Origin of the sequence: Streptomyces sulfonofaciens (assembly GCF_014656295.1) — a bacterium.
GTDB classification, from domain to species: Bacteria; Actinomycetota; Actinomycetes; order Streptomycetales; family Streptomycetaceae; genus Streptomyces; species Streptomyces sulfonofaciens.
In genome coordinates, this window is record NZ_BNCD01000039.1 from 1 (window position 1) to 20,987 (window position 20,987).

At 73.4% G+C, this 20,987-nt stretch carries 13 protein-coding genes; 5 read left to right on the forward strand and 8 right to left on the reverse strand.

The annotated features are described in order from the left end of the window. Nucleotides 1-38: 38 nt before the first annotated feature. Nucleotides 39-1,247, reverse strand: coding sequence for an SfnB family sulfur acquisition oxidoreductase (locus IE313_RS33450; RefSeq protein WP_189938965.1), 1,209 nt, complete (start codon nt 1,245-1,247; stop codon nt 39-41). 450 nt (nt 1,248-1,697) lie between these two features. On the opposite strand from IE313_RS33450, the gene IE313_RS33455 reads away from it, so the two are divergent. After that, complete coding sequence (locus IE313_RS33455) at nt 1,698-2,567, forward strand: LysR substrate-binding domain-containing protein (protein ID WP_189938967.1); 870 nt, start codon at nt 1,698-1,700, stop codon at nt 2,565-2,567. Nucleotides 2,568-2,680: 113 nt separating this feature from the next. Here IE313_RS33455 and IE313_RS33460 read toward each other — a convergent pair whose 3' ends face one another. Continuing rightward, nucleotides 2,681-6,313 carry an NACHT domain-containing protein gene (locus tag IE313_RS33460; protein WP_189938969.1) on the reverse strand — a complete coding sequence of 1,211 codons (3,633 nt, stop codon included), beginning with the start codon at nt 6,311-6,313 and terminating at the stop codon, nt 2,681-2,683. 263 nt (nt 6,314-6,576) lie between these two features. Further along, nucleotides 6,577-7,644, reverse strand: coding sequence for an Lrp/AsnC family transcriptional regulator (locus IE313_RS33465; protein WP_189938971.1), 1,068 nt, complete (start codon nt 7,642-7,644; stop codon nt 6,577-6,579). A 137-nt stretch (nt 7,645-7,781) separates the two neighbouring features. On the opposite strand from IE313_RS33465, the gene IE313_RS33470 reads away from it, so the two are divergent. The 4 genes from IE313_RS33470 to IE313_RS33485 all read left to right on the forward strand — a co-directional run bounded on the left by IE313_RS33470 (nt 7,782) and on the right by IE313_RS33485 (nt 13,287). Then, nucleotides 7,782-9,302 (forward strand): MFS transporter, encoded by a 1,521-nt coding sequence (locus tag IE313_RS33470; RefSeq protein ID WP_189938973.1) that lies wholly within the window; start codon nt 7,782-7,784, stop codon nt 9,300-9,302. 231 nt (nt 9,303-9,533) lie between these two features. Further along, on the forward strand, nt 9,534-11,366 hold the full coding sequence (locus tag IE313_RS33475; protein ID WP_189938975.1) for an AMP-dependent synthetase/ligase: 1,833 nt from the start codon (nt 9,534-9,536) through the stop codon (nt 11,364-11,366). 167 nt (nt 11,367-11,533) lie between these two features. Beyond that, entirely contained in the window at nt 11,534-12,406 is an 873-nt protein-coding gene (locus IE313_RS33480; RefSeq protein WP_189938978.1) for an aldo/keto reductase, read from the forward strand. 167 nt (nt 12,407-12,573) lie between these two features. Further along, a complete protein-coding gene (locus IE313_RS33485; RefSeq protein ID WP_189938979.1) occupies nt 12,574-13,287 on the forward strand; it encodes a glycoside hydrolase family 75 protein in 714 nt (237 codons plus the stop codon). A gap of 287 nt (nt 13,288-13,574) precedes the next feature. Here IE313_RS33485 and IE313_RS33490 read toward each other — a convergent pair whose 3' ends face one another. The 5 genes from IE313_RS33490 to IE313_RS33510 form a co-directional block, all read right to left on the reverse strand. Then, entirely contained in the window at nt 13,575-13,880 is a 306-nt protein-coding gene (locus IE313_RS33490; RefSeq protein ID WP_189938981.1) for a 4a-hydroxytetrahydrobiopterin dehydratase, read from the reverse strand. A 261-nt stretch (nt 13,881-14,141) separates the two neighbouring features. Next, a complete protein-coding gene (dnaK, locus tag IE313_RS33495; protein ID WP_189938983.1) occupies nt 14,142-16,070 on the reverse strand; it encodes a molecular chaperone DnaK in 1,929 nt (642 codons plus the stop codon). 289 nt (nt 16,071-16,359) lie between these two features. After that, nucleotides 16,360-16,785 (reverse strand): OsmC family peroxiredoxin, encoded by a 426-nt coding sequence (locus IE313_RS33500; RefSeq protein ID WP_189938984.1) that lies wholly within the window; start codon nt 16,783-16,785, stop codon nt 16,360-16,362. A gap of 156 nt (nt 16,786-16,941) precedes the next feature. After that, a complete protein-coding gene (locus IE313_RS33505) occupies nt 16,942-19,041 on the reverse strand; it encodes a phage holin family protein (RefSeq protein ID WP_189939006.1) in 2,100 nt (699 codons plus the stop codon). Between the two features lie 471 nt (nt 19,042-19,512). Continuing rightward, nucleotides 19,513-20,982: an MDR family MFS transporter gene (locus IE313_RS33510; RefSeq protein ID WP_189938987.1), complete on the reverse strand. Its 1,470-nt coding sequence runs from the start codon at nt 20,980-20,982 to the stop codon at nt 19,513-19,515. Nucleotides 20,983-20,987: the final 5 nt, after the last annotated feature.

A 20,987-nucleotide genomic window follows, 5' to 3' on the forward strand; every position in this document is an offset into this window, starting at 1 on the left:
GCGGCGGCGCGGCGGCGCGGCGGCGCGGCGGCGGAGGGTCAGAGCAGGCCGTGCCGGGGCGGCAGGGTGCCGTTCAGCACGTGCCGCCCGAGGTGCTGCACCTTCCAGCGCGCGGGGTCGTGCAGGGTGTGGGTCCGGGCGTCGCGCCAGTGCCGGTGCAGGCGCAGCGAGTCCAGCGCGGAGCGGGTGCCGCCGAGTTCGAAGAGCGCGCTGCCCGCGTCCACCGCGACCCGGGCCGCGTACGCCTTGGCGGCGGCCACCGCGAGCGATGCCTCGGCGGCGGTGGTGTCGGTGAGGTCGGCGGAGGCGGCGTCCACCGCGTCGGCGGCGGTGCGCAGCAGCGCGAGGGCGGCGCGCAACTGGACGTCCTGCTCTCCGAACTGCTGGATGAGCAGCGGGTCCTCGGCCGCCGTCTCGTAGCCGCTCTCGAACCAGGGGCGGCTCTTGGTCCGCACGAAGTCGACCGCCTCGGACCTGGCCGTCTCCGCGATCCCCACGTCGATGGCGGTGTGCAGCAGTTGGGCCAGCGCGCCGTGCAGTTGCGGGCCCCGGAAGGTGAGGTGGTGCGGCACCACGCGGTCCGCGGGCACGGCCACCGCCTCCAGGCGAACGCTGCCGCTCGCTGTGGTGCGCTGGCCCATGCCGTCCCAGTCGTCGACCACGGTCAGGCCCGGCGCGTCACGCGGCACGTAGGCGACGTGCAGGGTGTCGTCGGCGAGGCGGGCGAGTACGGGTATCCAGTGCGCGAACAGTGCGCCGGTGGCGTAGTGCTTGAGTCCGTCGAGGCGGTACGACCCATCCGGGCGGAGCGTGAGGCGAGTGCGGATGTCCTGCACGTGCTTGGTGCCGGCCTCCGACTGGGCGTTGCCGAAGCGGCGTCCGGCCAGTGCCTCGGCGTAGAAGAACCGCTGCTGCTCGGGGGTGCCCTGGCGGCGCAGCACGTTCAGGTAGACGAAGTGGCTCTGGGGGATCTGCGCGATGCTGGGGTCGCCCGTCGCCAGCAGCCGCATCACCTCGGACAGGGTCCGGGCGCCGGCGCCGGCCCCGCCGTGTTCGGCCGGCACGGTGATGCCGAGCAGACCGCTCGCCGACAGGCGCTCCAGTTCGGGGCCCGGCAGGCGCCGTTCGGCGTCGCGCTCGGCCGCCTCGGCGCGGAAGTCCTCGGCGAGCGCGGCGGCCGCGGCCAGGGCCTCGGACGCGTCGGCGATGCGGTGCGCGGCGTCGCCGGCGGGGGGCGGGGTGGTCACGGGCGTACTCCTTGGGCAGCGGGTGAGGTGGGATCGCCGATCACACCGGGCGTGGCGGGGCGCCTGCCGAGGGGCGGGGGCGGCCGCGGTGGCCGAGGCCGTACCGGCCAGGGCGCCGCCGGCCGCGAAGGGCGGGCGCGGGGCGGGGCACGCACGGCACCGGGGAGCCGGCGGGGCGGCCGCTCGCAGGAGCGCGCGCTCAGGTCCGACGGCGACAGGAAGCGTGCCGGACACGGCTGGTGTCGACGTGGCGCCGCCGTGTGCGTCCGGGCTGCTTCTTCATGGCGTCGAGGGTAACCGGGGCCCGGGGCCCGGTCGAGACGGCGCTTCCCGGACGTCGGCAGGTCCGCGCGGGCACACCGCGGGGGCACCGGGCGGGGGGTGCGGCGGGCAGGCCGGGAGACGCGCCCCCGATCGCCGGGGCCGGCGCGGACGATCTAAGGTCGTGCCGTGTACGACCCCTCTCAGTTGCGTACGTTCCTCGCGGTGGCCCAGACCCTTAGCTTCACCCGGGCCGCGCGGCGGCTCGGGCTGCGCCAGTCCACGGTCAGCCAGCACGTCAGGCGCCTGGAGGCGGCGGCCGGGCGGCAGTTGTTCCTGCGGGACACCCATGCCGTGGAGCTGACCGAGGACGGCGAGGCGATGCTGGGCTTCGCCCGCCGCATCCTGGAGGTGCACGACCAGGCGACGGCGTTCTTCGCGGGTACCCGGCTGCGCGGCCGGCTCCGCTTCGGTGCGTCGGAGGACTTCGTGATGACCCGGCTGACCGACATCCTGGAGGCGTTCCGGCACGAGCATCCCGAGGTCGACCTGGAACTGACGGTGGAGCTGTCCGGCACACTGCACGAGCAGTTGGCCGCGGGCAAGCTGGACCTGGTGCTGGCCAAGCGGCGGCCGGGCGGCCCGCGCGGCGAGACGGTCTGGCACGACCGGCTGGTGTGGATCGGTGCCGAGCGGCTGCGCCTCGACCCGGACCGGCCGGTTCCGCTCATCCTCTACCCGCAGCCCGGCATCACCCGCGCCCGTGCCCTGGAAGCGCTGGAGCGCCAGGGCAGGCCCTGGCGCATCGCCTGTACCAGCGGCAGCCTCAACGGCCTGATCGCCGCGGCCCGTGCGGGCCTGGGTGTGATGGCCCACTCCCGCGGCCTCGTCCCTCCGGGCCTGGCCCTGGTCCCGGACCGTGCGGGCCTGCCGGACCTGGGCGAGGTCGACTTCGCCCTCCTGCACGGCCGCCGCGCCGACGCTTCCCGGGGCGCCGCGGACGCGCTGGCGGCGGCGATCCTCTCCGGCGGGGACCGGCTGCACCGGGCGGCGCGCTGACGGGCGCAGGTGCAGGCAGCCGCCGCGCCCGGGTGGTGCGCGGCGCCCGGGTGGTGCGCGGCGCCCCGGCGGCCGCGGCGCCCCGGAAGGCGTCGGTGCGGCGGTCGCGGCCGTCAGCCGACGGCGGCACCGCCGGCGCGGGAGATCGCGTCCAGCTCGGCGTCGGTGAGTCCGCTGTCGCGGGAGATGCGGGTGCCGTTGAAGCGGGTGGTGAGCATGGTCCTGGAAAGCACCTCGCCGCTGCGGAAGTCGTGGACGAGGAACTCCCCCATGCGGGTCAGGACGCCCAGGCGCGATCCGTCCACGGACGCCAGGAGGGAGTCGACACCGCTGACCGGCGCGGGCACCTGCCAGGTGGGGGTGGTGGCGCCCGCGGCGAGGTCCCAGGAGACGAGGGACTTCTCGGACGCGAGGACGGCCATGCCGGTGGCGGCACGGAAGCAGAAGTCGACCACCTCCTCGGCGTCGACGCCCGGCACGGCCAGCCCCTCCGGCACCAGCAGGGCGTCCTGGTCCGCGCAGGAGTCCACGGCCGCGACGAAGCGGCCGTCCACCGACACCAGGAGGCTGTCCCCGCCGTAGAACCTGCTGGAGCGGATCCCCGCCCCGCCCGGTACGGTCATCTCCGCCCGCGTCTGCCAGGGCGCGCCGGTGTCACCGGTGCAGACGCGGAACCGCACGGCGGAGTCCTCCACCGACATGATGCAGGCGCCCCAGACGCTGGCCAGGTAGTAGGCGGACCGGTGCGCCCAGTCCGGCCCGAGCTCCGAGGAGAAGTCCGACGAGAAGCCGGCCAGCATCTCGCCCGTGTCCTCGTCGTAGAGCTGGAGCGTCTCGGTCGCGAGGTTCCAGTCCGCCAGGACGATCCGCCCCTGCCACAGGAAGGGGCGGCCGGGCACGGCGGCCGTCTCGCCGACGAGTCGCCCGGTCGCGGCCTCGACCACATGGCCGCCCGACCCGTCCCAGTACCACCACGTCGCGGTGTCCCGCAGGTCGATGCAGGGCCCCTGATAGGCGTCGGGCGGGGTCCCGGTGAGGGGGATGGTCCGCGGCCGGGCGGACACGTCGCCGTCCGGCCAGTGGAGGACGGCGCCGCGCGTCTGGACCACCACGGCACCGGAGGGGTGCATCAGCCACTCCCCGAAGCGGGTGTCGCGCAGCAGGTCCTCGCGGGGCAGCGCGGCCCCCGTCAGATCGGCGCCCGCCAGGTCGGTGTCGCGCAGCCGGGCCCGGGTCAGGCCGCTGCCCCGCAGGTCCGCGTTGCCGAGGGAGACGTACGGCCGGAAGAAACCGGGCTCGAACCCGCCCAGGTCCACCCCGGCCAGACGCGCGCCCGCGAGATCGCCGCCGGCCGCCACGACCAGGTTCAGGCAGTTGCCCGCCAGTCCGGCCACGGCCGCCTCCGGGCGGCCCGCCGTCGCCGACGCGGTTTCGAGCAGCCGGGCCCGGTGGTCGCCGAACTCGCGTGCCATCGCCGCCAGGAACTGGTACACGGTCTCGTTCAGTTCGAGGGCGCCGAACGTGCCGCCGAGGGTCTCCACGGGCTCCGCCACCAGCCGTCCCAGCGCCGGCAGGGATCCGTCCGCCCCACGTGCGGCGAAGTACCCGGACCACGTGGACTCCGCCCCGGCCCGGTCACCTGCGCCCGGGATCATGTGCAGGAAGTCACCGTCCAGCAGCCCGAGTTCGGCGGCGAACTTGTACGCGACCAGGAACTCCAGCAGCGACTTGTGCGACGGGCCGTAGTCGCCCTCGGCGTTGCGCACCAGCATTCCCTGGCCCCGCATGTCCTGCTCCCAGAAGTCCAGGTCCTTGGAGCTCTCCACGGCGGCGCCGAAACAGGACCGCAGACGGTCGGGAAAATCCCGGTAGTTGAGGGTGAGGCGGTTGCTGCTGAGCATCTCCCAGGCCACCTCGCACAGGAAGAACAGCTTGTCCGCGCGGGAGGTGAAGGTGCGTTCCGCCTTGACGTCGCGGTCCATCTTCCGCTGGATCGCGTACAGGTAGATCCGCGCGAGGTCGACCTCGGCCCCGCCCTCGATCTCCGGCAGCGCGTCGATGACCAGCTCGGACATCACCGGACGGCCCATCAGCTCGCGTACGTCGGGATGGCCCATCACCACCCGCACCTTGTCCCGGCCGAGCACATGGCCGAGCATCCGCTCGATCTGCTCGTCGTCGAAGCGGACCAGTTCGATGATCTCGAAGGTGGGTCCCTCGCCGGGCACCACGGCCTGGGAGGCGGAGGCACTCGCCTTGCCGCTGAAGAGGGTGCGCGCCTCCTGTGCGTCGCGGAAGTGCTCGGTGCGGCTGCTCAGCAGCACCTTGGCGCCCGGCTCCACGGCGTGCGCGAGCTCCCAGAAGTTGGCGACCACCGTGTTGCGGTCGGTGCGTGCCGCCATCTCGTCGAAGCCGTCGAAGACGAGGAGCAGGCGGCCCATGCGGTTCAGGACGCGGAAGACGTCGTAGCTGCGCAGGTTGATCTTGTGCTTGTTGAAGAAGAAGTCGGAGAGCAGGGCCTGTACGGAGGTCTGCTTGGCGTAGTCGCGAAGGGGGATGACCAGTGGGATGCGGGGCCTCGGGACGCCCCGGCGCTTGGCGTCGCGCCAGCCGCGGGCCATCTCGCCCGCCAGGTGCAGCGCGAACCACGACTTGCCCATCCCGAACTCGCCCAGCAGCGACAGGTGGTGCTTGGCGGGTTCCTGGAGCCAGCCCGCCACGTAGTCGTCCAGGCCGCCGTCGCGCCAGTCGTAGAGGCTGGTGTCGATGGCCTGCCCGGTCGCCGGGTCTATCTCCTCCTTGCGGCAGGACAGGGGGATGTAGCGCGTGTCGATGCCGAGGCGGCGCACCTCCTCCTCGATCCAGGTCACGTACGGCTCGAAGTCCGCCTCCATGTCGATCAGTTCGTCGAAGGAGTAGCAGAAGAGGCGGTCCCCGCTGTCGTCGGCCCTGCGCCGGGCCGCCGCGCTGACCCGCAGCCGGGCGAGGCCCCAGCCCTCGGCCGCCTGCTCCCGCTCGGTGAGGCGGTCGAGCAGCCGCATGTGGTGCGGGGCCAGTTCGCCGTCGACGCAGAGCACCACCGTGCGGTCGAAGCGTCCGGGCTTGCGCTGCGGCACGTCGACGAGGAGGGCCATGCTGCCGTCCGGCTCGCGCCAGGTCCTGCGGATCTCGTAGCCCACGACGGCGAACCAGTCCCGTACGTCACCCGTCAGGCGCCCGGCGGGGCTGAGCTCGGCGCGGCCGGGTTCGGTGCGGACGCGGTGCATCTCCTCTTCGTCCCGGGTCCTGCTCACCTGTTCGAGGAGTGCGTCGACCTTCTGCTCCAGGCGGGTCTCATGGGGTGCCCTGCTGCGGTCGACGAGGTGCTGGAAGGCGGTGGTGAAGCCGTCGACATGGGAGAGGAAGCCGTGGTCCGGGTGCCCGAACTCGCCGGTCTCGCGGTTGCGTTGCAGGGCCTCGCGGGCCTCGCGGGCCAGCCGTGACCAGTCGTCGTCGGCGAACGAGCGGCGGAACGCCTCCTGGATGTGGGTGTCGCGGAAGAAGGCGAGGACGGGTGCGGGGCGTCCGGTGCAGTATTCGATGAGGGTGAGGGCGTAGAGGCTGTCGAAGTCGCCGGGCGGGGTGTGGGGGTCGAGGCGCAGCGTCTTCAGGATGCGCAGCACCGCCTCCTTGCGCAGGGCCGCGTCGCCCAGCGGCTTGGCGACGACCTTGCCGAGCAGTCCCGCGGCCGTCGCGATGGTCTCCACCGGCATGAGCGTCCCCGTTCCCCCGCGGCACCCGAACTCCCCTGCCGGGCACCGTACTTGTCCGATCTTTTCCGACTCTACCGGGAGGCGGGGACACGGGTGGGTGCCCCGGCGTTTCCCCGCGCCCCCGGCTGCCCCGGCTGCCCTGTCTGCTGTGTCTGCCGTGTCCGCCGTGTCGGCGCCGGCTGTTCCGGCTGTTCCGGCTGTTCCGCCTGCCCCGCCCTCCCGGTTCTGCCCGCCTCCCGGCTGGTCCGGCCGGGGGGCTACCTCGGCACCGGGTACGTGAGTTGCTTCACGCGTGACATGAAGGGGGCCGTCTCCACGTGCTGCACGCCCTCCAACGCGCCCAGCCGGGTGCTGACGTAGTGGTAGAAGCTGGCCGTGTCGGTGGTGACGGCGACCGCCATCAGATTGGCCGGGCCCGTGGTGGCGACCGCGTAGGCGATCTCCGGATGGCCGGCGAGCGCGCGGCCCACGCCGTCGAGTGCGCTGGGCGCGGTGGTGAGCGAGAGCAGGAACGCGCACTGGTAGCCCAGCGCGTCCGTGTCGTACTCGACGTCCAGGTAGATCGCGCCGGAGGCGAGCAGTGCGGCGAGCCGCCGCTTGACCCAGGACTCGGTCCTGCCGGTCGCGCGTTGCAGCTCGGGCAGGGTGCCGCGGCCGTCCCGCTCCAACGCGGCGACCAGCGGCTCCTCGTCGGGCGTGATGCGCGCGGGCCCGGGCGGCACGACCGGCGGCGGGGTCAGCGCGGCGGCCTGCGCGGCACTGAGCGCACCGGTCTTGCGGGTCCAGCCCGACGGCCCGCCGAAGAAGCGGTGCAGCACCTGCTGGGCGCGTATCTCGACGATCCGCGGGGTGCGCGGCAGCCGGCCGAGGAGCAGGTCCTGCTCCTCACCGCGGCTGCGCGGCCGTACGTGCAGGGTGACCTCGGTGCCTCCCGAGGCCAGCGCGACCCAGACGGTGTCGGACCGGCGGGCCAGCGCCTCGGCGATGGCCTCCGCGGCCTCCGGCGCGCAGCGCAGCCGCAGGGTCCACTGCGGCTGGCCGAGCAGGTGCGGGTCGCGGACGGCGACCACTCTCAACCGTGCCGTGGCGCGCAGCCGCCGGTAGCGCCGGGCGACGGTCTGGTCGGAGACGCCGAGCACGGTGGCGATCCGGCTGAAGGGGGCACGGGCGTCGAGGTCGAGGGCGTGCAGCAGTTTCCTGTCGAGGGTGTCGCAGGCGTGGGAGGGGGCCCGACGGGACGCGGGCCCCGCGGCCTGGTGCGCACCGGGCGGGCCGCCGGCGGTCCTGCGGGCACCGCCCGGGCCGCCGAGGATGTCGGTTTCCATGCGCTGCCCCCGTGCTCGCGTCGGATTCCGGCGCCTTCGGGGCGCCCGGCGGGTGCGTCCGTCCGCCCGTCGCCGATCGTACGGTCCAGGAGACCGTGGCCGCCGTGCGAGGCGCCGCGGGGCGCGAGGAGGGGTTCATGCGTGGATGGGGGCCGCTGACGGCGGTCTGTCTCAGCACGTTCATGCTGCTGGTGGACGTGACGATCTGTGTGGTGGCGCTGCCCGACATGGCGCGGGCGCTGCACGCCTCGCTCAGCGATCTGCAGTGGGTGCTCGACGGCTATGCGCTGGCACTGGCCGCGCTGCTGCTGGGCGTCGGCGCGGCCGCGGACATCCTGGGCCGGCGCCGTGTCCACGTGGCGGGCGTCGTGGTCTTCGCGGCGGCCTCGCTGGCGTGCGGTCTCGCGCCGGGGCCCGGTGCCCTGGTGGCCGCCCGTGCGGTGCAGGGCGCGGGCGGGGCTGCGATGCTGGCGACGACGCTGCCGTTGCTCGGCTCGGTGTACGAGGGCCGCGACCGCTCGGTCGCGCTCGGGGTGTGGGGCGCGGTCAGCGGGGCGGCGGCCGCGGTGGGTCCGGTACTTGGCGGCGTGCTGACCCAGGGCCCGGGCTGGCGGTGGATCTTCCTGGTGAACCTGCCGGTGAGCGTGGCGGCGGTGTGGATGTCGCTGCGCGTGGTACCGGAGTCGCGGGCGCCGCGGGGGCGCGGCATCGACTGGGCGGGCACGGCGACGTTCGCCCTGTTCGCGGCGGCGCTGACGTACGGGGTGGTGCGGGCCGGTGCGGTCGGCTGGACGTCGGCGCACACCCTGTCCGCCTTCGCGCTGGCCGTGGTGGCGCTGGGCTGCTTCGCCGTGGTGCAGCGCAGGGCGGCGCACCCGCTGCTGGACCCCGCGCTGTTCCGCAGACCGGCCTTCCTGGGGGCGATGGTGGGCGCGCTGGCGTTCAACGGTGCGGCGTTCGGTGTGCTGCCGTACACGTCCATCTGGCTCCAGACGGTGCTGGGCATGTCGCCGGTGCGCGGTGGTCTGGTGATGGTGCCGCTGTCGGTGGCCTCCTTCGTGGTGGCGGCGGTGGGCGGCCGGCTGCTGCACGGCGTGCCCGCGCGGCTGACCATCGGGGGCGGGCTGCTGTTGGTCGGGGTCGGCGGGTTCTGCCAGGCGGTGCTGGACGCGGGGGACTCCTGGGCGGCGCTGGTTCCCGGCCTGGTGCTGGTCGGCTTCGGTACGGGGCTGGTGGCTCCGGCGATCGCGGGTGCCGCCCTGGCCGCGGTGCCGCAGGAGCGTGCGGGCATGGCGGGGGGCGCGGTCAACACCTTCCGGCAGTTGGGGTACGCGCTCGGTGTCGCCGTCTACGGCACGGTGCTGACCGCGCGGATGCGTGAGGCACTGCCGGACGCGGCGGCCCGGGCGCTGGCGGGCGGTGGTGCCCGGGCACTGCGCGGGGAGCTGCCCGAGCGGGTGCTGCGGGCCGCCTTCGCCTCGGGGCTGGACACCGCGGCACAGGCGGCGGGTGCGACAGCGGTGGTGGCGGGCGCGCTGGTCCTGGTGCTGCTGCGGAGCCGGCGGCCGGGGCGCACCGTCCGGGCGCAGGCTGCGCAGGACGGTCAGGCGGCACAGGACGCGCCGGGTGCACAGGATCCGGCCGCGGCCGGTTTCTGAGCCGGCATCGGGACGACGGGGCCGTGACCGGCTGGTACAGATTCGGTGGAGATTGCGGACCCGAAACTTACGGTGCCGTAAGTGATTCTGTCCCACCGTTCCCCTTGTGGCCGGATTTAGCCCCGCTGACCCGTGCGTACCCCGCGGGCCCCGCGGCAGGCCGCCCCTCCCGTCGGGGCCCGCGGTGGGGTACCGTCACCCGCGCTGTGCGGAGCGCCACAAGGAGCACCATTGCGCGAGTTCACCTCTCCTCCCCTGGATGTGTCGTCGTCACCGCCCAAAGGCGGTCTGGCCGACGTCGTCTTCGACCATGCCCAAGGTGATCCGCAGCGCGTCGTCCTGGGCCGCAAGGACGAGGACGGCCGCTGGAACAACGTGACCGCGGCCGAGTTCCGCGACGAGGTGCTCGCCCTCGCCAAGGGGCTGCTGGCGCAGGGCGTCAGGTTCGGCGACCGCGTGGCGATCATGTGCCGCACCCGCTACGAGTGGACGCTGTTCGACTTCGCCCTGTGGACGATCGGCGCCCAGGTGGTGCCCATCTATCCGACGTCGTCGGCCGAGCAGGTCTGCTGGATGCTGCACGACGCGCAGGTGTCCGCGGCGATGGTCGAGCACGAGGACCACGCGATGACGATCGGCTCCGTCATAGGCCGGCTGCCGCAGTTGCGCCGCCTGTGGCAGCTTGACGCGGGCGCCGTGCAGGAACTGTACGACACCGGGGCGCACCTGGACGACGACGTGGTGCACCGGCACCGGCGCGCCGTCACCTCCGACTCGATCGCCACCGTGATCTACACCTCCGGTACCACCGGCCGCCCCAAGGGGTGTGTGATCAGCCACGCGAACTTCATGTTCGAGGCGGACACCGTGGTCGAGCGCTGGGCGCCGGTGTTCCGCTCCAGGCGCAACGAGCAGTCGGCCACCCTGCTCTTCCTGCCGCTCGCGCACGTCTTCGGGCGGATGGTGGAGGTGGCGGCGGTCCGCGGCGGGGTGAAGCTCGCGCACCAGCCGAACCTGAGCGCGACTGCCCTGCTGCCCGACCTGGCGGCGTTCCGGCCGACGTTCGTCCTGGCCGTGCCGTACATCTTCGAGAAGGTCTTCAACGCGGCCCGCCGCAAGGCCGAGCGGGAGGGCAGGACCGGGCCGTTCGACAAGGCCGTCGAGGTGGCGGTGCGGTATGCGGACGCGATGGAGGCGAGGGCCTTCCGCACCGGCCCCGGGCCGTCCGCGGCCCTGCGGATGCAGCACCAGGTCTTCGACAAACTGGTCTACTCGAAGGTGCGCGACGCGCTGGGCGGCCGGGTGCGGCACGCGATGTCCGGCGGCTCGGGGATGGACAGGCGGCTCGGCCTGTTCTTCGCCGGCGCGGGTGTCACGATCTACGAGGGCTACGGCCTGACGGAGTCCACCGCGGCCGCCACCGCCAACCCGCCCGAGCAGACCCGTTTCGGCACGGTGGGCAAGGCGATTCCGGGCACCACGGTGCACATCGCGGACGACGGCGAGGTGTGGCTGCGCGGCGGACACGTCTTCGAGGGGTACCTCAACGACCCCAAGGCGACCGACGAGACCCTGCACGACGGCTGGCTGGCCACCGGTGACCTGGGCACGCTCGACGAGGACGGCTACCTCACGATCACCGGCCGCAAGAAGGAGATCCTGGTCACCTCGAGCGGCAAGAGCGTGCAGCCCTCGCAGTTGGAGGAGCGGGTGCGCGAGCATCCGCTGATCGCCCAGTGCATCGTGGTCGGCAACGACCGGCCGTACATCGCGGCGCTGGTCACGCTGGACGGCGAGGCCGTGGAGCACTGGCTTGGCATGCGCGGCAAGTCGATGCCCGCGCCGACGGACCTGGTCCGCGACCCGGACCTGGAGACCGAGGTGCGGCGGGCCGTGGTGGCCGCCAACACCCTGGTGTCGCAGGCCGAGTCGATCCGCACCTTCCGGATCCTCGCCCACCAGTTCACCGAGGAACACGGCCTGCTGACGCCGTCCCTGAAGCTGAAGCGCAAGGCGATCGAGCAGACGTACGCGGCCGAGGTCGAGGCGCTGTACCACGCCTGAACCCGCACGTGCCGAGCATGCGCCGTGCCGAGCGGCCTGCCGTCCGGGCCCTTTGCCCCCGAGCGCTTCGCCGTGGCCGTCGGCGCCCGCCCTCGCGGTGGCCGGAAGCCGCCCCCGCCGTGGTCGCACCCACCCCAGGAATGCACCGCCGGGCGTGATCGTTGAAAATGGGTGTACCCAACCGACGACCGAAGGATCGAAAGCTCGTGAGCAAGGTCCCCCCGATCATCCTTAACAACGGCGCAGAGATGCCCCAGCTCGGTTTCGGTGTCTGGCAGGTGCCCGACGACGAGGCCGTGCGCGCGGTGGGCACGGCGCTGGAGGCCGGGTACCGCAGTATCGACACGGCGGCCGTGTACGGCAACGAGGCGGGCACCGGCCGTGCCATCGCCGAGTCCGGCATCCCCCGCGACGAGCTCTTCGTCACCACCAAGCTGTGGAACGGCGACCAGGGGTACGACTCCGCGCTGCGCGCGTTCGACACCTCCCTGAAGAAGCTGGGGCTGGACTACGTCGACCTGTACCTGATCCACTGGCCGGTGCCGTCCCAGGACAAGTACGTCGAGAGCTACAAGGCCCTTGAGAAGATCCACGCGGAGGGCCGCGCCAAGTCGATCGGCGTCTCCAACTTCCTGCCGGAGCACCTTCAGCGGCTGTTCGACGAGACGTCCATCATCCCGGCCGTCAACCAGATCGAGCTGCACCCGCAGTTCCAGCAGCGCGAGGCGCGCGCGTTCCACGGGGAGCAGGGCATCGCCACCGAGGCGTGGTCACCGCTCGGCCAGGGCAAGGGCCTGCTGGAGGTCCCCGCGCTCTCCGCGATAGCCCAGAAGCACGGCAGGACGCCGGCCCAGATCGTGCTGCGCTGGCACGTGCAGATCGGCAACGTCGTCATCCCGAAGTCGGTGACCCCGTCCCGGATCAGGGAGAACATCGACGTCTTCAGCTTCGAGCTGGACCAGGAGGACCTCGGGGCGATCAGCGCGCTGAACGAGAACCGCCGCCTGGGTGGCAACCCGGCGACGATGAACATGACCTGATCGAGGCCGTCCACGGCGAGGGCCGCCGCCGCGCCCGGGGGGTGCGGAGGCGGCCTTTGCCGTGTGCCCGACGATGACACGCCGGAAGTCTTGACGCGGTCATGTTCAGCACGCCAGATTGGGCGGGCCCCGTAAGGAAACTTTCCTAACAGAAGGGTCCCCCACAGATGCGTGCTCGCACCCTCACGCTCGCCGCGGCCGCCGGCGCCGCCCTGCTCTCCGCGGCCGCGCTCCCCGCGCTCGCCGCCCCGGCCCCCGCGGGCTCCGGCACGCACGCCGCCCCGGCCGTGTACGAGGGCTCGGTCAGCGCCTCCGCCCTGCTGGCCAAGGTGTCCGGCTGCAACCAGATCTCCAACGGCAAGTACCGCACCGACGAGGAGACCAGCGCCACGATCCCCGTCTGCGGTGCGAACGGCGCGGTGTTCTGGAAGGCCGACATGGACATCGACTGCGACGGCCAGGTCACCTCGGAGTGCAACGGCGACACCGACCCCTGGTTCCAGGACGACACCGCCTTCCACACCTCCGACGACCAGCCCCTGACCGCCGCCCGACTGCCCTACGTGGTGGTGCCGAGCGCCAGCAGCACCTGGAACTACCAGAACGCCGGGATCAAGGGCGGCGGCGTGGTGGCCGTGATCTACAACAACAAGGTCGAGTACGCGGTGGTCGGCGACACCGGCCCGACCGCGATCATCGGCGAGGCGTCGTACGCCACCGCCTCGGCGCTCGGCATCGACCCGGACCCGGAGACCGGCGGCGCGGAGTCCGGCGTGACGTACATCCTCTTCAAGAACTCGCAGGTCTCGCCCATCGAGAGCCACTCCGCCGCGGTGACCCTCGGCAACCAGTTGGCCCAGCAGTTCGTCAACAACAACTAGCCAGGCACCGGCGGGGTCGTGTGCGGGGGATCCTCCGCACACGACCCCGCACCTCCGCCCGCCCGCCCCGGCCCCTCGGTCGCCGGATCACCGGGCCACCGGGCCACCGGGCCAGGGCAGCACAGCGTCCGGCACCCTTCATGGGCCCGCCGCCGCTGTTCCCCGAGGTCCATGCCGGCTCGACCGGCCCGGCGTGCACGGCTCGACGGCGGAGCGCGCGGCCGGCACGGCACCCGCGCCGACGCGCACCGGCCGCGCGGCGGCACCCGGCCGCCCGCGGGGCCGGGTCAGTGGGCGCCGTGCACCGGGGCCAGTTCCTCGACGCGATGGGCCAGGCGGAAGTCGAGTGCGGTGACGGCTCCGCCGATGCTGTGGGTGTTCACCGTCAGGCTGACGGTGTTGTAGCCGAGCGTCAGCTCCGCATGGTGGCCCAGCTCCTCCTGCACCTGCGCGATGTGCACGACCATCGCGGTCGCCGCGAAGTGCGAGCCGAGCCGGTAGGAACGGGCCAGCCGGTCGCCGTCCAGCGTCCAGCCCGGCAACTCGTGCAGCCGGTCCGCGATCTCCTCCTGCTCCAGTGCTGCCACGGCCATGCCCGCATCCTCTCCGCCGACGGTCCCCCCAGCCTGCCACAGCCCGCGCCCCCGCACCCGCGGTCGCCCGGCCCCGCGACGCCCGCCGTCGTCCACCGCCCGGCCATGACCCGCCCGAGCCCCGCCCCCGGGCCGTCCCCCGCCCGGCGCCCCCGCCATGACGTCCTGCACGTCATCGACCCGTTGCCGCACGGCCACGAGCCCTGCCCGGCGCTCCTCGTCGACGCGGTCCACGACGTGCTCGCCGCCGGGGACAGTGCGTCAGGCAGCGCCGCCGCGCTCGTCGCGCTCGTCACGCCCGTCCCGATCGTCGTCCACGATCTCCGCGTCGACCACGTCCTCCGGGCCTTCGGAGCCGGCACCCGCACCCGCGTCCGCGGGCCCGGACGGCCCGGCGCCGCCCGTCGCGCCCTCCTGGCCCGAAGCCCCCTGGGCGCCCGCGTACATGGCCTGCCCCATCTTCTGGCTGACCGCCGCCAGCCGCTCGGCGCTGGTGCGCAGCCGCTCGGTGTTGGTGTCGGAGGGGTCGCCGTCGAGCAGGCCCTTGACCTCGGAGACCGCCGACTCCACCTCGCTCCTGGTGTCGGCGGGCACCCGGTCCGGGTTGTCCGCGAGGAACCGTTCGGTCTGGTACACGAGCTGCTCGGCCTGGTTGCGGGTCTCGGCGCTCTCCCGGCGCCGGCGGTCCTCATCGGCGTACTGCTCGGCGTCGCGCACCATGCGGTCGATGTCGTCCTTCGGCAGCGCGGAGCCGCCGGTGACGGTCATCTTCTGCTCCCGCCCGGTGGCCAGGTCCTTCGCGTTGACGTGCATGATCCCGTTGGCGTCGATGTCGAAGGCGACCTCGATCTGCGGCACCCCGCGCGGCGCGGGCGGCAGGCCGGTGAGGTCGAAGACACCGAGCTTCTTGTTGTAGGCGGCGATGTCCCGCTCGCCCTGGAAGACCTGGATGCCCACGGACGGCTGGTTGTCGGCGGCCGTGGTGAAGATCTCCGAACGCTTCGTGGGAATCGTCGTGTTGCGCTCGATGAGCTTGGTCATGATGCCGCCCTTGGTCTCGATGCCCAGGGACAGCGGCGTGACGTCGAGCAGCAGCACGTCCTTCACGTCGCCGCGGATCACGCCCGCCTGGAGGGCCGCACCGACCGCGACCACCTCGTCGGGGTTGACACCCTTGTGCGGATCCTTGCCGGTGAGTTCCTTGACCAGGTCGGTGACCGCCGGCATCCGGGTCGAGCCGCCGACGAGGATGACGTGGTCCACCGTGGACAGCTCGATCCCGGCGTCCTGCACCGCCTGGTGGAAGGGCTTCTTGCAGCGCTCCAGCAGGTCGGCGGTGAGCTCCTGGAACTGGGCGCGGGTCAGGCGCTCGTCCAGGTGCAGGGGGCCCTCGGCGGAGGCCGTGATGTACGGCAGGTTGATGGTGGTCTCGGTCGACGAGGACAGCTCGATCTTCGCCTTCTCCGCCGCCTCGCGCAGCCGCTGGAGCGCCATCCTGTCCTCGGCCAGGTCGATGCCGTACCCGTTCTTGAACTGCTTCACCAGGTGGTCGACGATGCGCTGGTCCCAGTCGTCACCGCCCAACTGGGTGTCCCCGTTGGTGGCCTTCACCTCGATGACGCCCTCGCCGATCTCCAGCAGCGAGACGTCGAAGGTGCCGCCGCCGAGGTCGAAGACGAGAACGGTCTGCTCGTCGCCGCGGTCGAGGCCGTAGGCGAGCGCGGCCGCCGTCGGCTCGTTGATGATCCGCAGCACCTTCAGTCCGGCGATCTCGCCGGCCTCCTTGGTGGCCTGCCGCTGCGCGTCGTCGAAGTACGCCGGTACGGTGACCACCGCGTCCGTGACGTCCTCGCCGAGGTAGGACTCCGTGTCCCGCTTCAGCTTCTGCAGAACACGCGCGGACAGCTCCTGGGCGGTGTACCGGGAGCCGTCGATGCTGCCCTGCGCGGGAAAGCGCCAGTCCGCCTCTCCCATGTGGCGCTTCACCGAGCGGGCGGTGCGGTCCACGTTGGTGACCGCCTGCCGCTTGGCCACCTCACCCACCAGCACGTCGCCGTTCTTGCCGAAGGCGATCACGGACGGGGTGGTCCGCGCACCCTCCGCATTCGCGACGACCGTCGGCTCGCCGCCCTCCAGGACCGCGACCACCGAGTTCGTCGTACCGAGGTCGATCCCGACCGCGCGTGCCATCTTCGTCCCCTTCCGCCGACCCGGCTTCCTTCACACTCCAGCAGAAAACTTGAGCGCCCTCTTGTCAAGCATGCCCGCCCGGACCGCGCGAGTACCCCGCGCGGGCCCCGGCACGCCCCGCTTCCACCCGCTCCCGCCCCCGCGGACGCCCCGCCCCGCCCCGCCCCGCAAACGACGCTGCCGCGGACCCCCCGAAGGGCGTCCGCGGCAGCGGATGCACACGCACCCGTAGGTGCACGCACGGCACCACGGGCCGCGGTCCGGGACGCCGCGGCGCCCCGGACCGGAATCAGGCGAGCTTCGCCGTCAGCGTGATGGTCGTACCGGCCAGCGCCTGGCTGACCGGGCAGTTGGCCTTGGCCTCCTCGGCCGCGGCCATGAACGCGGCACTGTCGATCCCCGGAACCTCGCCCTCCACCGTCAGGTGGATACCGGTGATGCCGGTACCCGGCTGGAAGGTCACCTCGGCCGAGGTCGTCAGCCGTGTCGAAGGCGTCCCCGCCCCCGCCAGGCCGTGCGAGAGGGCCATGGAGAAGCAACTGGAGTGCGCGGCCGCGATCAGCTCCTCCGGGCTGGTCCTGCCGTTCGCCTCCTCGGCGCGGGAGGCCCACGTCACCTGCTGCTGGCCGATACCGGAGGAGTTGAAGGCCACCTGGCCCCGGCCATCGATCAGATTGCCTTCCCATACGGTACTTGCGGAACGCGTGGTCGCCACGGCGGTCTTCCCTTCCCAGGCTGTGCAGAGCTTCCGTCGGCCCCATCCGATCACATGGCGGCCCCGGACACCCGCTCACCCCCTGGCCGACACCGCACCACCACCCACCGGCGCGGCACCCCCGACAACCACCCGCACCACTCGGCCACCCGTACCTCAGCCCACCCGCGCGCCGTCGCCCCGCCGCCGGGGCAGCCCACCCACCGCACCTTTCGCCGCGTCCCCCGACCCACCGGCCTCCGCCAGCCACCGCCGCAGCACCAGGTGCACCCGCTCTGCGCCGACCAGCGAGGCCCCCTCCCCCACCGGATCGGAGAGCACCAGGGGCGAGAGCAGGAACGGGCGCGACTGCGCACCGCCCAGACCGCCGTGCGAACCGATCTGCTCCTCGAACGCGAGGACCTCGCCCGCCTGCGGGTCGTACCGGGAGTTGACCATGATGTCGGCGGTGTGCGGGAAGGCGTGCGTGCGGCGCACGGCCGCCGCCGCACCCGGCCCGAACACGGCCAGCGGCCCCGGATCCTCCTCCAGCGCGGCCAGCGGCACCGCCACACCCCCCGCACCGAGCACCACCCCGCCGTGCTCCTCGTCGGCGACCAGCAGGAATCCGACCCCCGGATGCCCCGCGAGCACCGACAGCAGCGCCGGATACCGCCGGTCGATCTCCTGGCGGGTCATACGGTGCGCCACCTCGGGGAACGACACCAGGCCCAGGTTGCCCGAGGCGAGCACCACGGGCTCACTGCGCCGCCCCGGCGGCTGCCGTCCGGCGGCCTCCTGCGCCGGCCGGCGCAGCGCCGCACGGGCCGCGCTGCGCGCCTCCGCACCGCCCCGCCCGCTCCCCCGCCGCCCCGCGCCCGGCAGCACCCCCGCCGCCCGCCGCGGCACCGGCAGCCCGCACCCCGCCCTGACCAGCTCGCCCAGCGTGAGCCCGTACCGCCCGAAGAAGGTCTCGCCGGGGCTCTGCCCGTGGTCGGAGAGGACCACGATCCGGTACGGCCGCGGCGCATGGCCCGCGACCTTGGCGATCAGCGCCAGCGAGCGGTCCAGCCGCTGGAGCACCTTGAGCGCGTCCCTGCTGTGCGGACCCGAGTGGTGCGCCACCTCGTCGTACCCGACCAGGTCCGCGTAGATCGCCGTGCGGCCCGCGAGCAGGTCGCCGACGACCGCGGCCACCACCACATCCCGCTCCACCACGGTGGCGAAGGCCCTGATCAGCGGATACAGCCCAGCGCGGCCGACCCGCGGCTCCGTACCGCGCAGCCGCGCCCGCGCCGACTGCCCCCACTCGCGGACCACCTCCGCGGCGAACGAGACGGCGGTGCGCACCGCGTTGGCCGGATCGCGGAAGTAGGCGAAGTAACCGGCGCGCGACCGGTTGCGCGGACCGCGCCGCGCCGCCATGGACAGCACCAGCGCGAGCTGCCGGGCACCGCCGTCGAAGAGGTTGCCGCGGCTCGCGCCGTCGGTGCCGAGCAGCCCCGCGTCACCCGTCCGTGCGACGGCACGGCACTGGAGCTCGTGCGCACTGCCCGGGTGGTTGCAGACCATCACCTCGCGGGTGTCCTTCTCGTACCAGCGGAAGGCGGGGACGTCGTGGTTCGTGCCGTGCAGGATGCCGAGCTGGCTGGCACCGGTCTGGCTGGACCAGTCGGTCGACCAGGGAGTGAGGCGGTGGGTGGGCGGCACCGCCTCGCCCGCCGGGTCCCCCCGGCCGAGCCAGCCGCCCACGGTGGGCAGCAGGCCGCGCCGCACCGCGTCCGCCAGGACGTCGTGGCCGACGCCGTCGAGCTGGACGAAGACCGTGCCCGGGGTGGACGGGCAGGCATCACCCGTGCGCCTGCGGCGGCGGTCGGCGAGGCGGTAGAGCCGGCGGCGGTACGCATCGTCGTCGCGGACCGCGAGCGCCGTGCCGGTGGCCGAGGCCACCGCGGACATCGCCGCCGCGACCACCACCGCCGTCTCCCAGGCGGCCCCGCCCCGCCCCGCCGGGTTCAGCCGCAGCGCGAGCAGCAGCAGCGAGCCGTTGAGGAAGAACACCAGCAGACCGAGCACCAGCGCGGGCACCAGCAGCAGGGCGCGCACCAGCAGCGGCCAGACCAGCGCGGAGAGCAGGCCGAACCCGCCGGCGCCGAGGGCCGCGGTGACGGCGATCCGGGTGGCGCTGTCACCGTGCGCGGACTGCAAACGGAAGTCGGGCAGGAGACCGGCGAGCACCAGCATGGTGACGGTGGCGACCGCCCACACCACGATCATCCGCCACAGGGCGCCGCCGGCCCGCCGCCACCGCGCCCCGATCACGCCGCGCTCATCCCAATACCCTCGCTCATCCGCACCCGCCCGGCCCCCTCCTGACACCTCGACGGCTCCCGCACCGCAGGTCACCGTCCGCCCGTCACCAAGCGCACGGACCCGCCCCAGCGTAACCAGACCGCCCAGGGCCACCGGGGCGCGCGGGGCGCGGGGGGCGATGCGCAGGCGCTACGACGGGGCGCACGGGCGCAGGTGAGGTGGTCGGCCGGACGGGGCGGGCCACCGGGCCCCGTAGGCGCCGGGGCCTGTTAACAGCCACCGGGGCAAGAGGCGCGGCGCACCCCGCGCCGGGCGCCGGGCAGCAGGCAGCGGGCGCCGGGCAGCGGACGTACGGTGTGGTGCCGGTGGTGTCGGTGGGGTGGTCTGCGGTGCGGTGCCGTAGCCGCCGCCGTCCGACCCTGTGCGGTGGTGCCTTCAGGGGGTCGCGGGCTGCCCGTCGCAGGCGGTGGGCTTGGGAGCGGCGGGTCCGCCGGCCGTGCGGAGCGGGACCTCAATGATGAGCAGGGCGGCGGCGCAGGCGAGGGCGCAGACCGCCGCCGCGACCATGAAGATCGTTCGGGATCCGGCCGCGCAGCCCTGGACGTTGCCGGCGTGGCCGGCGAGCGCGTGGTTGAACAGGGCGCCGAAGACGGCCACGCCGATCGAGCCGCCCATGGTGCGGAAGAGGTTGAGGGCGCTGCCTGCGGCGCCGATGTCGCGCGGTTCGACGGCGTTCTGGGCGATCGTGCCGGCCATCTGCGTACAGAGCCCCAGGCCGGCGCCGAGGACGGTCATGTAGAGGGCGGTCAGCGGGCGGGAGGTCTCCGCGTTCATGGTGGCCAGCAGTCCGAGCCCGACCGCCATCAGGGCGGCGCCCGCGATCGGGAAGACGCGGTAGCGCCCGGTGGCGGACATGATCTTGCCCGCGACCGTGGAGACGACGACCACCGGGAGCGTCATCGGCAGCATCAGCAGGCCGGAGTGGGAGGCCGAGGCGCCCTGAACGGTCTGCTGGAACAGCGGCAGGTACAGGCCGGCACCGAACATCACCACGCCGACGGCGAAGAGGATGCCCACGGCGACGGGGAAGTTGCGGTGTCCGGTGAAGACCCGCACCGGCAGCAGCGGTTCGCTCACCCGGCGCTCGACCGCGAGGAAGCCGAGGAGTGACACCGCGGCGGTGAGGCCGAGGCCGGTGATCCGCCAGGAGCCCCAGCCGTACCGGTCGCCGCCCCAGGTGGTGCCCAGGACCACGGAGGAGATGCAGATGCCCGACAGGGCGATGCCGGCCCAGTCGATCCTCGCCCTGATGCGCTGCGCGGGCAGGCGGAGCATCACCTGGAGCCAGGCCAGGACGAGCAGCCCGAGCGGCAGGTTGACGTAGAAGGCCCACCGCCAGCCGAGGTGGTCGGTGACGAAGCCGCCGAGGAGGGGCCCGCCGATGGTGCCGGCGGCCATCACGGAGGCGGTCATGCCCTGGTACCTGCCGCGCTCGCGGGGCGGAACGAGGGCGGCGATGAGCGCGAACGCGCCCGCTCCGATACCGCCCGCGCCGGCGCCCTGGACCACGCGGAAGGCGATCAGGGCGCCCATCGAGTCGGCGGCCCCGCACAGCGCGGAGCCGATCAGGAAGACCGCGATGGAGGCGAGGTACATCCGCTTGCGGCCGAAGAGGTCGCCGGACTTGCCCCACACAGGTGTGGTGACGGCGGTGGCCAGGGTGTAGGCGGTGACGACCCAGGGCAGCGCGGACAGGCCGCCCAGGTCGGCGACGACCGTGGGCATCGCGGTGCTCACGACCATGTTGTCGAGCATCGACAACAGCATGGCGAGCAGCACGCCCAGCATGACCCAGCGGATGGCACGCGGGGCGGTCGGGGGCGCCCCGGAAGCGGTGGTGGACATGGCTG